This is a genomic window from uncultured Cellulomonas sp. (assembly GCF_963527515.1).
Lineage (GTDB): Bacteria > Actinomycetota > Actinomycetes > Actinomycetales > Cellulomonadaceae > Cellulomonas.
In genome coordinates this window covers 1-14630 of sequence record NZ_CAURTV010000092.1, presented here as the reverse complement: position 1 = coordinate 14630, position 14630 = coordinate 1, and the positions used below count along the sequence as shown (strand labels likewise).

Annotated in this window: 12 protein-coding genes and 1 pseudogene; 8 read left to right on the top strand and 5 right to left on the bottom strand. The window is 75.7% G+C overall.

Annotated elements, in window-relative coordinates:
* On the top strand, positions 1-1736 hold a 1736-nt coding region (locus tag RYN42_RS16305), incomplete at its 5' end, for a PD-(D/E)XK nuclease family protein (protein WP_315097861.1).
* Positions 1733-5251, top strand: coding sequence for an ATP-dependent DNA helicase (locus RYN42_RS16300; protein ID WP_315097860.1), 3519 nt, complete (start codon positions 1733-1735; stop codon positions 5249-5251). The genes RYN42_RS16305 and RYN42_RS16300, both read left to right, overlap by 4 nt.
* Positions 5252-5292: 41 nt before the next feature.
* Here the strand turns inward: RYN42_RS16300 and RYN42_RS16295 are convergent, their stop codons facing one another.
* A complete protein-coding gene (locus RYN42_RS16295; RefSeq protein ID WP_315097859.1) occupies positions 5293-6234 on the bottom strand; it encodes a phosphotransferase in 942 nt (313 codons plus the stop codon).
* Between the two features lie 126 nt (positions 6235-6360).
* On the opposite strand from RYN42_RS16295, the gene nudC reads away from it, so the two are divergent.
* Positions 6361-7344 (top strand): NAD(+) diphosphatase, encoded by a 984-nt coding sequence (gene nudC, locus RYN42_RS16290; RefSeq protein ID WP_315097858.1) that lies wholly within the window; start codon positions 6361-6363, stop codon positions 7342-7344.
* Here the strand turns inward: nudC and RYN42_RS16285 are convergent.
* Complete coding sequence (locus RYN42_RS16285; RefSeq protein ID WP_315097857.1) at positions 7337-7597, bottom strand: mycoredoxin; 261 nt, start codon at positions 7595-7597, stop codon at positions 7337-7339. The genes nudC and RYN42_RS16285 overlap by 8 nt on opposite strands.
* 160 nt (positions 7598-7757) lie before the next feature.
* On the opposite strand from RYN42_RS16285, the gene RYN42_RS16280 reads away from it, so the two are divergent.
* The 3 genes from RYN42_RS16280 (at position 7758) to RYN42_RS16270 (ending at position 10592) form a co-directional block, all read left to right on the top strand.
* Positions 7758-9758, top strand: coding sequence for an ATP-dependent DNA helicase UvrD2 (locus tag RYN42_RS16280; protein WP_315097856.1), 2001 nt, complete (start codon positions 7758-7760; stop codon positions 9756-9758).
* A gap of 149 nt (positions 9759-9907) precedes the next feature.
* Positions 9908-10096 (top strand): hypothetical protein, encoded by a 189-nt coding sequence (locus RYN42_RS16275; RefSeq protein WP_315097855.1) that lies wholly within the window; start codon positions 9908-9910, stop codon positions 10094-10096.
* Between the two features lie 142 nt (positions 10097-10238).
* Entirely contained in the window at positions 10239-10592 is a 354-nt protein-coding gene (locus RYN42_RS16270; RefSeq protein WP_315097854.1) for a WhiB family transcriptional regulator, read from the top strand.
* Positions 10593-10600: 8 nt separating this feature from the next.
* Here RYN42_RS16270 and RYN42_RS16265 read toward each other — a convergent pair whose 3' ends face one another.
* Complete coding sequence (locus tag RYN42_RS16265; RefSeq protein WP_315097853.1) at positions 10601-11620, bottom strand: thiamine biosynthesis protein ThiF; 1020 nt, start codon at positions 11618-11620, stop codon at positions 10601-10603.
* 132 nt (positions 11621-11752) lie between these two features.
* Positions 11753-11911, bottom strand: coding sequence for a DUF5679 domain-containing protein (locus RYN42_RS16260; protein ID WP_175348182.1), 159 nt, complete (start codon positions 11909-11911; stop codon positions 11753-11755).
* Between the two features lie 191 nt (positions 11912-12102).
* Between RYN42_RS16260 and RYN42_RS16255 the strand changes: the two genes are divergently transcribed.
* Complete coding sequence (locus tag RYN42_RS16255; RefSeq protein ID WP_315097852.1) at positions 12103-12804, top strand: YgjP-like metallopeptidase domain-containing protein; 702 nt, start codon at positions 12103-12105, stop codon at positions 12802-12804.
* A 7-nt stretch (positions 12805-12811) separates the two neighbouring features.
* Here the strand turns inward: RYN42_RS16255 and RYN42_RS16250 are convergent, their stop codons facing one another.
* Positions 12812-14212 (bottom strand): zinc-dependent metalloprotease, encoded by a 1401-nt coding sequence (locus RYN42_RS16250; RefSeq protein WP_315097851.1) that lies wholly within the window; start codon positions 14210-14212, stop codon positions 12812-12814.
* A gap of 68 nt (positions 14213-14280) precedes the next feature.
* Here RYN42_RS16250 and RYN42_RS16245 point away from each other — a divergent pair.
* A pseudogene (locus RYN42_RS16245) lies at positions 14281-14630 on the top strand (nucleoside-diphosphate sugar epimerase); the annotation flags it as partial.

Below are 14630 nucleotides of genomic sequence, written 5' to 3'. Positions count from 1 at the left end.
AGCTCGGCGAGGGCGGTGGGCGGACCAGCGACGCCCTGCTGGTCGAGGCGCTCGCTGCGGACGGCCACGCGGCTGCGCTGCCCGCCGGCGCACGTCCCCTCGCCCGGCTCGCGCGCGTCCTGAGCGACGGGCGTGACGCGGCGACGGTGGTCGGTGCCGATGCGCAGACAGTGCTCTGGGCGCTGTGGAGGGCGGCCGAGCAGGCCGAGCCCTGGCGGCGGTCGGCGCTCGCGGGTGGCGCCTCCGGGGAGCGTGCCGACCGGGACCTGGACGCGGTCCTGGCCCTGTTCCGCGCGGCGGAGACGTTCGTCGACCGGATGCCTCGCTCCACCCCTGGAGCCTTCGTCGACTGGCTGCAGGCCCAGGATCTCCCCTCGGACTCCCTGGCCGCGCGCGCCCGACGCGCGTCGGTGCAGGTGCTGACCCCGGCGGGGGCGGCCGGGCGGGAGTGGGACGTCGTCGTGGTCGCGGGGGTCCAGGAGGGGTCGTGGCCGGACCTGCGGCTGCGCGACTCGCTGCTCGGTGCCCAGGCCCTCGTCGACCTGGTCGCCGGCCGCGCGGTGCCGGGCACCACCGACGACGCCGACGCCGCGGCCGCCGCGCGCGACGCGGTGCTCGCGGACGAGCAGCGCTCCTTCGTCGTCGCGTGCTCACGCGCCCGGCGCTCGCTGCTGGTCACGGCGGTGGACGACGCCGACCACCAGCCCTCCCCGTTCCTCGACCTCGTCGAGCCCTCGGACGACGAGGTGGACACCCGCCGGACCAGCGTCCCGGCGCCGCTCGACCTGCGCGGGCTGGTCGCCCAGCTGCGCGCGCACCTCGAGCAGGCGGCCCTCGACGGCAGTGAGCCGGACCCCGTCGCGGCACGCACGCTCGCCCGGCTGGCCGCCGCCGACGTCCCCGGCGCCGACCCCGCGCAGTGGTACGGGCTGGCGGCACCGTCCAGCGACGCACCGCTGTGGGAGGCGGACGCGCGGGTGCCGGTGTCGCCGTCCAAGGTCGAGACCGCCCAGCGCTGCGCCCTGCGGTGGGCGCTGGAGGCGGCCGGCGGCACGTCGTCGGCGAGCGGGGGGCAGAGCCTGGGCACCCTCCTGCACGCGATCGCCCAGGAGCACCCCCGCGGCACCGAGGCGGAGCTGTCCGCGGCGCTCGACCGACGCTGGGCAGAGCTGGGGCTCGGCGCCGGCTGGCCGGCGCTGGCCACCCGGCGCAAGGCGGACGCCATGGTCCACCGGCTGGCCGAGTACCTGCGGACGGCGGGCGAGCCGCTGCTGGTCGAGGGCGCGTTCGCCGTGGACACCGACCGGGCGGCGCTGCGGGGGTCGGTCGACCGGATCGAGCTGCTGCAGGACGACCCCGCGGGGCCGGTGGTGCGGGTGGTGGACCTGAAGACGGGGGCCAGCCCGCCGAGCGTGAGCAAGGCCGCGGAGAACCCGCAGCTCGGTGCGTACCAGCTGGCGGTCGACGCCGGCGCGTTCGACGGGCTGCCGGAGGGGACGACCAGCGGCGGCGCGCACCTCGTCTTCCTCGGCACGGGCGCGACGGCCGTGACGCGTGCGCAGGAACCGCTCGGGCCGGAGGTCGACGGCCCCAGCTGGGCGCGCACGCTGGTGGACCAGGTGGCGGACCGCATGGCGGCGTCGACGTTCGTCGCGACCGCCAACGACCTGTGCGACCGCTGCCCCGTGCGGCGCTCGTGCCCGGTCCGCGGCGAGGGCGGGCAGGTGGTCGCATGACACCCCACCTGTCCGCGGCCCAGATCGCCGCCCTGGTCGGCCAGCCGCCGCCCACGCCGGAGCAGCGGATCGTGATCGAGGCGCCTCTGGAGCCGTCCCTCGTGGTGGCCGGCGCCGGGTCGGGCAAGACGGAGACCATGGCCGCGCGCGTCGTCTGGCTGCTGGCCAACGGCATCGTGACGCCCGACCAGGTGCTGGGCCTGACCTTCACGCGCAAGGCTGCCGGGGAGCTCGCCGAGCGCGTGCGCAAGCGCCTGCGCACCCTCGCCCGCGCCGCGGCCGCCGAGGGGGTCGTCCTCGGGGGCACGGTGGACCTGGCGCGGACCGACGGGCTCGCCGGGCTGGCGCGGCCGACGATCTCGACCTACAACTCCTACGCGGCGTCGCTCGTGGCGGACCACGCGCTGCGGCTCGGGCTGGACCCGTCCGCCCGGCTGCTCGGGGAGGCGGCGCAGTGGCAGCTCGCCTCCGAGGTGGTCGAGGCGTGGAGCGACGACCTCGACACCGACGCCGCGACCTCCACGGTGATCGAGGCGGTGCTGACCCTGTCGGGGGCGCTCGACGAGCACCTGCTCGACGCGGCGCAGGCGCGCTCCGGCATCGAGGAAATCATCGAGGCGCTCGCCGAGACGCCGGCCGGCACGCCGCCGCGCGAGCCGTACGCCGAGATCAGGAAGCTGGTGCGCTCGCTGGGGGAGCGGGTCCGGGTGCTCGACCTCGTCGCGGAGTACCGGTCGCGCAAGCGGGCCGGGGACGCGATCGACTTCGGCGACCAGGTGGCACTGGCCGCGCGGCTGGCCATCGACGTCCCGGAGGTGGGTGCGGGCGAGCGCCACCGGTTCCGCGTCGTGCTCCTCGACGAGTACCAGGACACGTCCTACGCCCAGCTGACCCTGCTCGGCGCGCTCTTCGGCGGCGGCCACCCGGTCACCGCCGTGGGGGACCCGCACCAGTCGATCTACGGGTGGCGCGGGGCCAGCGCGGGCGGCCTGGAGGGGTTCCCGACGTCGTTCCCGCAGATGCACCCGGACGGGACGCGGTCACCGGCCGACGTCCACCTGCTGTCGACCTCATGGCGCAACGACCGGTCGGTCCTCGCCGCGGCCAACCACGTGGCGGCACCGCTGCGGGCGGCCGCCACCCGGGTCACCGTGCCGGTGCTCGCCTCGCGGCCGGGCGCGGGTGAGGGCACGGTGCACGCCCACGTCGCGGAGACGGTCGAGGACGAGGCCCGTGCGGTCGCGACCTTCGTGCGCGAGCGGTGGCAGCCCGCCCGACCGGGGCGGGAGCGGGTGACCGCCGCGGTGCTCTGCCGCAAGCGGTCGCAGTTCGAGCCCCTGCGCCGGGCGCTGCGCGACGCCGGGCTGCCGGTCGAGGTCGTCGGCCTGGGCGGGCTGCTGTCGGCGCCCGAGGTGGTCGACCTCGTCGCCCTCCTGCAGACCGCGCACGACCCGTCCCGCGGCGACGCCCTCATGCGCCTGCTGACCGGCGCCCGCACGCGGCTGGGTGCCTCGGACCTGCACGCGCTCGCGGCCTGGTCCGGTGAGCTGGCGGCGCGGCACGCAGGAGGGCGCCGGGCACGGGGCCCCCGCGGCGAGGAGCCCCCCGGTGAGGACGGGGTCGTCGTCGAGGCGGACGCGGTCGACGAGCGCAGCATCGTGGACGCGCTCGACGCCATCACCGAGCTCCCGGCGGACGGCTGGACCAGCCACACCGGGCGGACGCTCAGCGCGGTCGGCCGCGCGCGGCTCGCCGACCTCGCTGCGACGCTGCGCGTCCTGCGGTCGCACACCTACCTGTCCGTGCCCGAGCTGGTGGGCGAGGCCGAACGGCTGCTGGGGCTCGACATCGAGGTCGCGGCGCGGGCCAGGACGTCGCCGGGCCGTGCCCGGGCGCAGCTGGACGCGTTCCGGGACGTGGCCGTCGAGTTCGCCCGCTCGGCCGACCACCCCACGCTCGGCGGCTTCCTGGCGTGGCTGGAGGCGGCTGACTCCCGGGAGAACGGCCTGGACATGCCGGTCAGCGAGCCCGACCCCGACGCGGTGCAGCTCATCACGGTGCACGCGGCCAAGGGCCTGGAGTGGGACGTCGTCGCGGTCGCCGGGCTGGTCGACGGCGGACTGCCGGCCACCGCGACCCAGGGCAAGGACGGACCCAAGGACTCGGCGTGGCTCACCGGTCTCGGCTCCCTTCCCTACCCGCTGCGCGGCGACCGCCACGACCTGCCCGAGCTCGCCTACGCCGGCGCCGCGGACCCCAAGGACCTCGAGGATCGCCGCCGCCGGTTCGTCCTGGAGGCGGGCGACCACCAGGTGGCCGAGGAGCGGCGGCTGGCGTACGTGGCCCTCACCCGAGCCCGTTCCGACCTGCTGCTCACCGCGGCCTGGTGGGGGGACGGCACGCGCGTGCGCAAGGTCTCGACGTTCCTCACCGAGCTCGCGGAGGCGGGTCTCGTGGAGACGACGGGCTGGGAGGAGGCGCCCCAGGACGTCGCGACGAACCCGCGTGCCTCGCTCGTGCTCACGGCCACCTGGCCTGCGGACCCGTTCGGGGCCGACGGCGGACCCACGCGTCGCCCGCACGTCGAGGAGGCGGCGGCGCGCGTCCTCGCGGCCATGGCCCAGGACGCCGAACACCCGGCCGGCGCAGCAGCGGGCGCCAACCACCGCTGGGAGGTCCTGGCGGACCGGCTGCTGGCCGAGCGCGAACGCGTGCGGACCCCCTCGGGGGACGTGGAGCTCCCCGCGCACCTGTCGGCGTCCGCGCTGGTCCGCCTCCAGGCCGGGCCGGCAGAGTTCGCCCGGCACCTGCGCCGACCGGTGCCGGCCGAGCCGTCGCCGCAGGCCCGGCGGGGGACACGGTTCCACGCCTGGGTCGAGGGCTGGTACGGCAGCGCGTCGCTGGTGGACGTGGACGCCCTGCCGGGTGCGGACGACGACTCGGCGACGCTCGACCTGGACGAGCGCGCGCTGCGGGAGGCGTTCCTGGCCACCGGGTGGGCGGACCGCTCGCCCGTCGCGGTCGAGGTGGACATCGAGATCTCGGTGGACGGCTACGTGCTGCGCTCCCGCATCGACGCGGTCTTCCCCGACCCGGAGGCCGACCCGACGCTCCCCGGGGACCAGCCGGCCGTGGTCGTCGTCGACTGGAAGACGGGAGCCCCGCCGAAGGACGACGCCGCGCGGGCGTCGCGTGAGCTCCAGCTCGCCGTCTACCGGCTGGCCTGGTCGCGCTGGACGGGCACCCCGCTCGACCGCGTGCGCGCCGCGTTCTGCTACGTCGGCGCGGGCGTGACCGTCTACCCCGAGCGCCTGCTGGACGAGGACGAGATCACCGGCCTGCTGCGCGCGGCGACGTCGGCGGACGGCCCGCAGGGAGCCGGTGCCGTCGCCCCGCGGGTCAACCGGCGCGGCGGCAGGTCCAACGCCGCGGCCCGGCGGCGCCCGGGCTGGGAGGCCCAGAACGCGACGCCGGTGCGGCGCCCGGCCGCCCCGACGCTCTTCGACACCGACTGACCGGCCCGGCGCCTCAGCCGCGCCTCCGACGGGTGGGTCGGTCAGGCCAGCAGTGGTTCCGCGTCGGCGTCCTCGCGGGTGTGGGCGTCCAGGTCCTCGAGCATGGCGACCGCATCCGCGACGATCTCGGCGTCCTGCGAGCGCACGCCGTAGAGCAGCCACCGGGCCAGCGCGAGCTCGCCGGCGAGCAGGGCGCGCTCGGTGAGGTGCGGGTCGGTGAGCTCCGTGCGGCGCAGCTGGTACGCCTCCATGATCGAGTCCGTGACGTCCGGGTGGGCGGCGACCAGCAGCCAGGCGAGGTCGTCGGCGGGGTCGGCCACGCAGGCGTCGCCCCAGTGCAGGAGGCCGGTGACGGACTCGCCCCGGACCAGGACCCGGTCGGCGGTGAGGTCGCCGTGCACCACGGTGGGGCGGAAGCGCCAGAGGGCGACGTCCTCCAGCCGCTCCTCCCACCGCCGCAGCAGCGCGGGCGGGACCTTGCCGGTCCGCGCGGCCTCGTCGACCTCGGCCTGCCGGCGCTGCCGGTACTCGCCGGCGTCGTACGCGGGCAGCCCGGCGTTCTCGACGATCGCGGGGGGCAGCTCGTGCACCGCCGCGATGGCGCGACCGAGCGCGGCCGCGAGGCCGGGCCCGGGGGCCAGGCGGTCGAGCCGGAGCGCGTCGCCGGGGATCTCGGCGTGCACGGCTGCGCGGCCGCCCTCGGGCAGATGAGCGAACCCGACGGGGGCGGGCACCGCGAACGGCAGCCTCCCGCGCTGGGCCTCCTCCGCCAGCATGGCCAGCAGGACGACCTCGGCCTCGAGGGCAGCGCCGGCGGCAGCATGCTGCGGCGCACGGACCACCCAGCGGCTGCGGTGGGCGTCGATGACGACCGCGGTGTCGTAGTCGGCCCCGGGCTGGGCGGGCCGCCGCACGTCGAACGCGTCGAGTCCCGGGACGGCGACGGTCGCCAGCGCGGCCAGGGCGAGAGGGGATCGAACCACAGGCCCAAGGATAGGCAGGCCACCGAACGGTGCCGGGCCAGCCGCGCGGCGTGTCTTCGTCCGATTGGTCCGGTCGCTCCCGCTCTCCTCGGGCCCGCCCGCACGTCCCCGCGTACGGTGACCGGCGTGATCGTTCCGGATGACCTCCCGCTGTCCCGTGCCGGCGTCGACCGTGCGGCGCTGCTGCGCACCCAGGACGGGTTCCTCCAGGACGCGATCGCCGACAGCGCCACCCGCGTCCTGCTGGTCTGCGACGCCGCGGTGGTCACCGCCCCGGGTCCGACGGTCGCGCTGCTGGAGCCGGCACAGGTGGCGAGCCTGCTGCCGGCCGACGACGAGGCCTGGCTGCTGCTCGGTCGCGACGGCACCGGCCCGGCGTACCTGGCTCGTCGGGTGGCCCAGCGGCGCCCGGTGCCGCGGCTGGGCGAGGCGTCGGACGTCCTGGTGCACACCGCACCCGCCGGCACGGAACCGGCCGTGCCGCCCGTGCTGCCGGACGGGCTGGCGTGGACCGCGCTGCGGGACATCGGCGCGCAGCTGACCGCGGCGGAGGCCGGGCTGGCCACGACGGCCGTCGCGCTCGACGCGTGGCACGCCCGGCACCCGCGCTGCCCACGCTGCGGGGCCGAGACGCGCGTGGCCCAGTCCGGCTGGTCGCGCGTGTGCGTGGTCGACGGCTCGGAGCACTACCCGCGGACCGACCCCGCGGTGATCATGGCGGTCGTCGACGCCGACGACCGGATCCTGCTCGGGCACGCCGCGCACTGGCCCGAGGGCCGGTACTCGACCCTCGCCGGCTTCGTCGAGGCGGGGGAGTCGCTCGAGCACGCGGTCCGGCGCGAGGTGGCGGAGGAGACGGGGGTGCTCGTCGGCGACGTGTCCTACCGGGGCAGCCAGCCGTGGCCGTTCCCGGCGTCGCTCATGGTCGGGTTCCGCGCCGACGCGACGTCGACCGACGTGACGGTGGACGGCGTCGAGCTCACGGCGGCGCGGTGGTTCTCCCGCGCCGAGCTGACGGAGGCGGTGCGGACCGGCGAGGTCGTCCCGCCGGGGCCGGCGTCGATCGCCCGGGCGCTGGTGGAGGAGTGGTTCGGCGGACCGCTCAGCTGAGCCGGTCGCGCACCTGTGCCAACGACGGGTTGGTGGCCGCCGAGCCGTCCGGGAACACGACCGTCGGGACCGTCTGGTTGCCGCCGTTGAGGGTCTCGACCAGGGCGGCCGCGTCCGGGTGCTCCTCGATGTTCACCTCGGTGTAGCCGATCCCCGCGGAGTCCAGCTGCGTCTTGAGCCGACGGCAGTACCCGCACCAGCTGGTGGAGTACATGGTGATCGTGCCGGTCTCGGGCAGGGTCTGGGTGGTCATCGGTCCTCGGGTGGTCGTCGTGGTCGTGGGGCAAGATCGTCGCCCTAGGCATCAACATCGTCGCCGCGGGGGATCTTCCCAGGATCGTGCGGACGGGAGACGGTACCCGCTGCGCACAGCCGGCGACGGGGTGTCGGCAGGTGCTGCGAGACTGTGCCCGATGTCCGCCGAAGCCCTCCTGGACGCCCTCGACCCCGAGCAGCGTGCCGTCGCCACCACCCTGCGGGGACCCGTGCGCGTGCTGGCGGGGGCGGGCACGGGCAAGACGCGGGCGATCACGCACCGCATCGCCTACGGCATCCAGGTGGGCGCGTACCGGCCGGCCAACGTGCTGGCCGTGACCTTCACCGCGCGGGCCGCCGGAGAGATGCGGACGCGCCTTCGCCTGCTCGGCGCCTCGGGGGTCCAGGCCCGGACGTTCCACGCGGCGGCCCTGCGCCAGCTGGGCTTCTTCTGGCCCAAGGTGGTCGGCGGTCCGCCGCCGCGGATCCTCGAGCAGAAGGTCAAGCTCATCGCGCACGCGGCGCAGCTGGTCGGCATCGAGACCGACCGGGAGAGCGTGCGCGACCTCGCCTCGGAGATCGAGTGGGCCAAGGTCTCGCTCGTCACGTCCGACGACTACGCCAGGGCGGCCGCCGCGACGGACCGACCCGGCCCGGCGGGCATCGACCCGCAGTCGGTCGCCCGCCTGATGGCGGCGTACGAGTCGGCGAAGGACCAGCAGGGGGTCATCGACTTCGAGGACGTGCTGCTCCTGCTCGCCGCCATGCTCGCCGAGCGCCGCGACGTCGCGGACTCGGTCCGGGAGCAGTACCAGCACTTCGTGGTCGACGAGTACCAGGACGTCAGCCCGCTGCAGCAGTACCTGCTCGACCAGTGGCTCGGGGGCCGGCAGGAGCTGTGCGTCGTCGGCGACCCGAGCCAGACCATCTACTCGTTCGCCGGCGCCTCCGCCCACCACCTCACGTCGTTCACCACGACGTACCCGCGCGCCACCACCGTGCAGCTGGTCCGTGACTACCGCTCGACCCCGCAGGTCGTCGCGCTGGCCAACCACGTCATGCACGCGTCCCGCAGGGCGGGCGGCCCGGTCCCCCTGGAGCTGCGCGCGCAGCGGCCTGACGGTCCCGACGCCACCTACGTGACCTACCCCGACGACGACTCCGAGGCGGCCGGTGTCACCGACGCGATCGCTGCCCTCGTCCGCGGGGGCGTGTCGCCTGCGGAGATCGCGGTGCTGTACCGCACCAACGTGCAGTCGGAGGCGTTCGAGGCGGCGCTGGCGGACCGTGGGATCCCGTACCAGGTACGCGGCAACGCGCGGTTCTTCGCCCGCGCGGACGTGCGCAAGGCGATGGTCCTGCTGCGTGGGGGCGCCCGCGCGGTGGACCCGGACCTGCCGATGCCGGACGCCGTCCGGGACATCCTGCGCAACGCCGGCTGGACGGACACCCCGCCGGAGGGCAGGGGAGCCGCCCGTGAGCGCTGGGACGCGCTCCAGGCGCTGGTCACGCTCGGCGACGCCCTCGCGGCGGCACCGCCGAGCGGCAGCGGACCGCCGACGGTCAGCGACCTCGTGGCCGAGCTCGACGAGCGCGCCGCGGCGCAGCACGCACCCACCGTCGAGGGCGTGACCCTCGCCTCCCTGCACGCAGCCAAGGGACTGGAGTGGGACGCGGTGTTCCTCGTCGGTCTCTCCGAGGGCCTGCTGCCGACGGTCCAGGCCCAGACGGACGCCGGGGTGGCCGAGGAGCGGCGCCTCCTGTACGTCGGCATCACGCGGGCGCGCGAGCACCTCCAGCTGTCGTACTCCCGGGCACGCCACCCGAGGGCGCGAGCCACCCGCGGGGTGTCGCGCTTCCTCACCGACCTCTGGCCCGACGAGCGCCGCCGGCCGGGTGTCCCGCGCCGCGACCTCGACGCGCGGCAGCAGGCGGTCGTCGACTCGCTGACGGCCTGGCGCGACGCGCACGCGGCCGAGGTCAGACGTCAGCCGGCGTCCGTCCTGACCAGCGCCACCATCCGCGCCGTCGCCGAGCGGTGCCCGAGCACGCTCGAGGAGCTGGGCAGCGTGCGCGGGGTCGGCCCGATGACCCTCGCGGACATCGGCGAGGACGTCCTGGACGTGGTGCGCGCGACCGTCCGCGAGCCCGCCCGCTGACCCGTTCGAGGGTCGCCAGAAGTTTCTCGAGGAATCTTCGGTAAATCGGTTGTCCGCCCCACGAGCCCGGTCCTAGGGTGGGCGACGTCCTTGTTGAGGGATCGCGCCGAGAGGCGAGGGTCCGAACCGGAGAGGAGGTGGGTGCACTGATGGAGAACCACGAGATCGAGATGCGGAACGCCGAGGCGTTCCTCCCGCGATCTGTCGCGCCCACCACGTTCTGGTTCCAGGGGATCGCTGCGCCCATCGGCGGTAGCGCCCTCGAGCTCACCGGCGGGTCGAAGCGTCGCACAGCGACCGATCCCCGCACGCAGCTCATCCGGACTCCCATGCTCTGACCTCGACAGAGGTACCAGGCCGCGGAGTCCGAACTCGGACCCGCGGCCTTTCTGTTTCTCCCGATGTACCGGGTGGGACGGGTTGGCAGTCGGTCCGGCACCGACGCAACACGCTCACCAGCAAGGACATCAGGAGGACATCGTGCGGCTCACGACGCTGCTCGACACGGTGAACCAGGGCGGATCCGGCGCGTGGCCCCTCACCGACAGCACTTCGACGACCGACGACCGCCACACGTTCGACCAGCTCGTCGCCGACTTCATCCCGTGCCGGTCCAACGACCCCGAGCTCTGGTTCGCCGAGCGGACGGCCGAGGTCGAGCAGGCCAAGGCCTTGTGCCGCGAGTGCCCGCTCATCGAGGGCTGCCTGGCCGGCGCCGTCGAGCGTGCCGAGCCGTGGGGGGTCTGGGGCGGCGAGGTGTTCGTCGGCGGTGTGGTGGTCGCGACCAAGCGTGGTCGCGGACGTCCCCGGAAGAACGCCGTCCCGGCGGCCTGACGGTCGACTCAGCCCGGCGCGCCCACCAGCGACGCCGGGAGGGCGGTGCACCCGCACTCGGGGTGCACCGCCCACGTGCGTCGGCGGGGGACGGCGTCCGGCAGCGCGACCTCGAAGGTCGCCCCCGGCGCGAGCCCCGGGACTCGGTCGAGCTGCGCGAGCACGGCCGACGCGCCGAGCCCGGCGCAGACCGTGGCGACCACCCCCGGCTCGCCGCCGAGAGCGACCGGGCGGTGCTGCGCGGCGATCGTCGGCCAGGAGGGGTCGGCATCGGTCCGCAGCAGGTCCAGGCAGCGCAGGCACGGGCCGACACCAGGCACGACGAGCGGTCCGACGACCGTGTCGGCCTGTCGGACGACGACGGACAGGTGCGGCGTGCCGCCGGCCACGAGCACCGGCCCGCGCAGGGGATCCGCGACGCCGTCCTCGACGAGCACCACGATGTCCGCGGGCCGCTCAGCGGCGGTCGACACGTCCGGAGCGACGTCGCGCAGGAGCCTGGTGGCGACGCGCTGCCGGGCGGAGCCGGCGTCGGCCCACCGGTACCCGCTGACGCCGACGTCCGTCGACCGCACGGGACGCTCGTCGTCCACCAGGACCGTGCCCACGCCGGCTGCTGCCAGCCCGACGGCGATCCCCAGGCCGGTGGGTCCCAGCCCGAGCACGGCGACGACCCGTTCCGCACGCGCCCGGACGAGCCCTGCGCCGTCCCCGTCGGCCCGCAGCAACGACCACACGTCCACGTCGACCGCCGCCGGGCCGCGCACCGCTGCCCGGGGTGGACCGTCCTGGGTGAGCCGGGCGTCCACGAGGGCGGCGACCAGCGCCTGCGCCCGGTCGACGTCGACCCCTCGCGCAGCGGCCGCGCGCGGGAGGTCGGTCAGGTCCGTGCGCGGGTCGACGGTGAGCAGCAGGTCGACCTCCGCGGGTGTGAGGTCGGGCAGCCGCACTGCCCAGCGCGGGTCCGTGCCCACCTGGACCTCGGTGGAGGTGCGGCGGAGCACCTGCAGGCCGGCGCGCAGTCGCATGGATCCCCCTTCGGACGGTGCGTCACTCTCGCAGCGCACCCGGCGTGCCGGTGGGCGTCGTCCACAGCTCGGGGCATGCCGAAGGGCACCGTCCTCGGGGGAGGACGATGCCCTGGGGCGAAGTGGTGGGGCTCAGGCCTTGCCGAGGATCCGGTTGAGCTTGGTGCCGCACACCGGACAGACGGCCTTGGCCATCCTCCGACCGGACTCCGAGATGACGACGTCGCCCTCGGCCTCGCGCTTCTCCTTGCACTTCACGCAGTAGAACTCGCCTGCATACGTCTCAGCCATGGGGCCCTCCCTCGGTGTCGTGCACCGGACCGGGGAACCGCCGGCCGGCGGCGCGGCCGTGCTGGTGCATCGACGCCCGCGCGACGTCCACGGTAGTGCTCCGGACGCCCACAGCCCGCGGAATCGTGCAGGACGCGCCGTGCGCCGACGAGTGAACCTGCGTCGTCGGCGCTGCGCGCTAGCGTTCCTGTGTGCAGCCCACGCAGGACCTGTCCCAGGTCGAGATCCGCCGGTCGCGCAAGCGCGTGCGCACGGTGACCGCGTGGCGCGAGGGCGACCGGACCATCGTGGCCATCCCCGCGAGGTTCACGCGATCCCAGGAGAACGAGTGGGTGCGCCGGATGGTGGCCCGCCTCGCCGCTCAGGAACGACGCCGCCGCCCCTCCGACGACGAGCTGATGTCGCGGGCCACCGAGCTGTCGACCCGCTACCTCGACGGACGCGCGACGCCGACGACGGTCCGCTGGTCCACCAACCAGGGACGCCGGTGGGGGTCGTGCACGCCGTCGGAAGGCACCATCCGGATCTCCGACCGGGTCCGCGGCATGCCGCGATGGGTGCTCGACTACGTGCTGCTGCACGAGCTGACCCACCTGCTGCACGCCGGGCACGGTCCGGAGTTCTGGGCGGAGCTCGACGCGTACCCGCGGACCGCACGGGCGCGGGGGTTCCTCGAGGGCTACGCGTACGCCGGTGAGCGCTCGGCGCCGGGGGAGGCCGGAGCAGGCGAGGACCTGCCGGCGGACGAGGTCGACGACGGCGGCAGCGAGGAGCCGGACGACGTCGTGCCGGACGGGGACGGCGTCGTCGAGCTCACCACCGACGCGGACGACGAGACGCTCGGCCAGCTCGAGCTGCAGCTCGACGACCTCGGGTCCGAGCGCAAGCGCTGAGTCGCGGTCAGGCGGGCGCGGGACCGGCGTCCGGGTCCTCGCCGAGGATCTCGGCGAGCGCGCGGTCCACCTCGGCGGCCTCGTCGACGGCCGTGGCCCGGCGCGCCGCGTAGCCCGACGGGTCGTCGAGGTCCTGGGTGCCAGGCAGCAGGTCGGGGTGGTCCCAGACGGCGTCGCGCGCGGTGGTCCCGGCGTCCCGGGCGATCTGCGCCCAGAGCGCGGCGGCGTCGCGCAGGCGCCGCGGGCGCAGCTCGAGGCCGACCAGGTTGGCGAAGGTCTGCTCGGCCGGGCCGCCGGCCGCGCGACGGCGCCGGACCATCTCCCGCAGCGCCATGGTGTGCGGCAGGTGGGGGAGGGCAGCTGTGGCGGTGACCTCGTCGACCCAGCCCTCGACGAGCGCGAGCGCCGTCTCGAGCCGCTCGAGCGCGGCCTGCTGCGCCGGGGTGGTGTGCGGCGCGAAGACACCGCCTGAGAGGGCCTGCTGAAGGGCTGCGGTGTCGGTCACGTCGATGGAGCGGACCGCCTCCTCGAGCTGGTCGGCGTCGATCGTGATGCCGCGGGCGTACGCCTCGACGGTCGCGAGCAGGTGGGCGCGCAGCCATGGGACGTGTGTGAACAGGCGGGTGGCCGCCGCCTCACGCAGGGCGAGGAAGAGGCGGACCTCCTCCAGGGGCGCGTCCAGGCCTTCGGCGAAGGCGTCGACGTTGGCCGCGACGAGCGCGGGAGCGGGTCGGTCCAGCAGGGGCAGGCCGATGTCGGTGGTGCCGAACACCTCGTGCGCGAGGGTGCCCGCCGCCTGGCCGACCTGCATGCCGAACACCGCCGAGCCGAGCTGGCGCAGGAGCTGGGTCGGGTCGATCCCACCGGGCAGCCCGAGCTCGTCCGGCGACTCGGGGAGGGCTCCGCCGAGCGCACCGACCAGGGCGGAGGAGAGGGAGGACGCGACCGGCTCCGTGAGCGTGCGCCAGGTCGGCAGCGTCGCCTCGACCCACTCGGCGCGGCTCCAGGCGCGCGGCACGCCCGTAGACGGCGGGAGGTCGGTGGCGGCGTCGAGCCAGAGCTCGGCCACGGCGAGCGCGTCCAGCACCTGGCGGGTCTGCGCGGGGGTCAGCGACGGGTCGCCGCCCGCGGCGGCCTGCTGGCGGGCCAGGTCGTGCGCCATCTGCCAGTTGACGGGCTCGTCACCGGAGGCGGCGAGCATCGCCTGGATCTGGCCGAAGACCTGCTGCAGCGCGGCCGGGTCGTCGGGCAGGCCGGACGCGGCGGCCATCGCACCGGGATCGAAGCCGCGCTCCTGGAGCTCACGGATCGCCTCGTCGGCGCCGTCGCCGAGCATCGCCCGCATCACCTGCTCCCAGGCGGGCACGCCACCATCGGCTCCCGGGACTGCGGAGTTGTCGGGGCTCACGTGGACCTCCTGCGACGATGGGGCCGGCTGCGGACCACGGTAACCGCGGGACACGGGAACGAGGGATGGTGGGGGAGCAGATTCGCTCAGGGCGGAGCACGCCGTCCGGAGCGCACGGGGGTGCCGACGACGTCGTCGTGGTCGGGCGTGGGCCCGTCGCCTCCGCCGTGGCCGCCGCGGCGTGGGGCGGTAGCGTCCGCTCGGTCGACGAGGTGCCCGCGGACTCCCCCGAGGACGTCCTCGCCGGTGCCACGGTGGTGGTGCTCGTCGCCCACGCGGGGGACCTGGGCCCGTCGAGCACCGCCGGACGGAGGGAGCGGGAGGCCGCGGTCGTCGCGCACACGCAGCGCGTGCTCGGCGCCGCGCGGGCGGTCGGGGCGCGCCACGTCGTGGCGATCGGCTCGGCCGTGGTCCACGG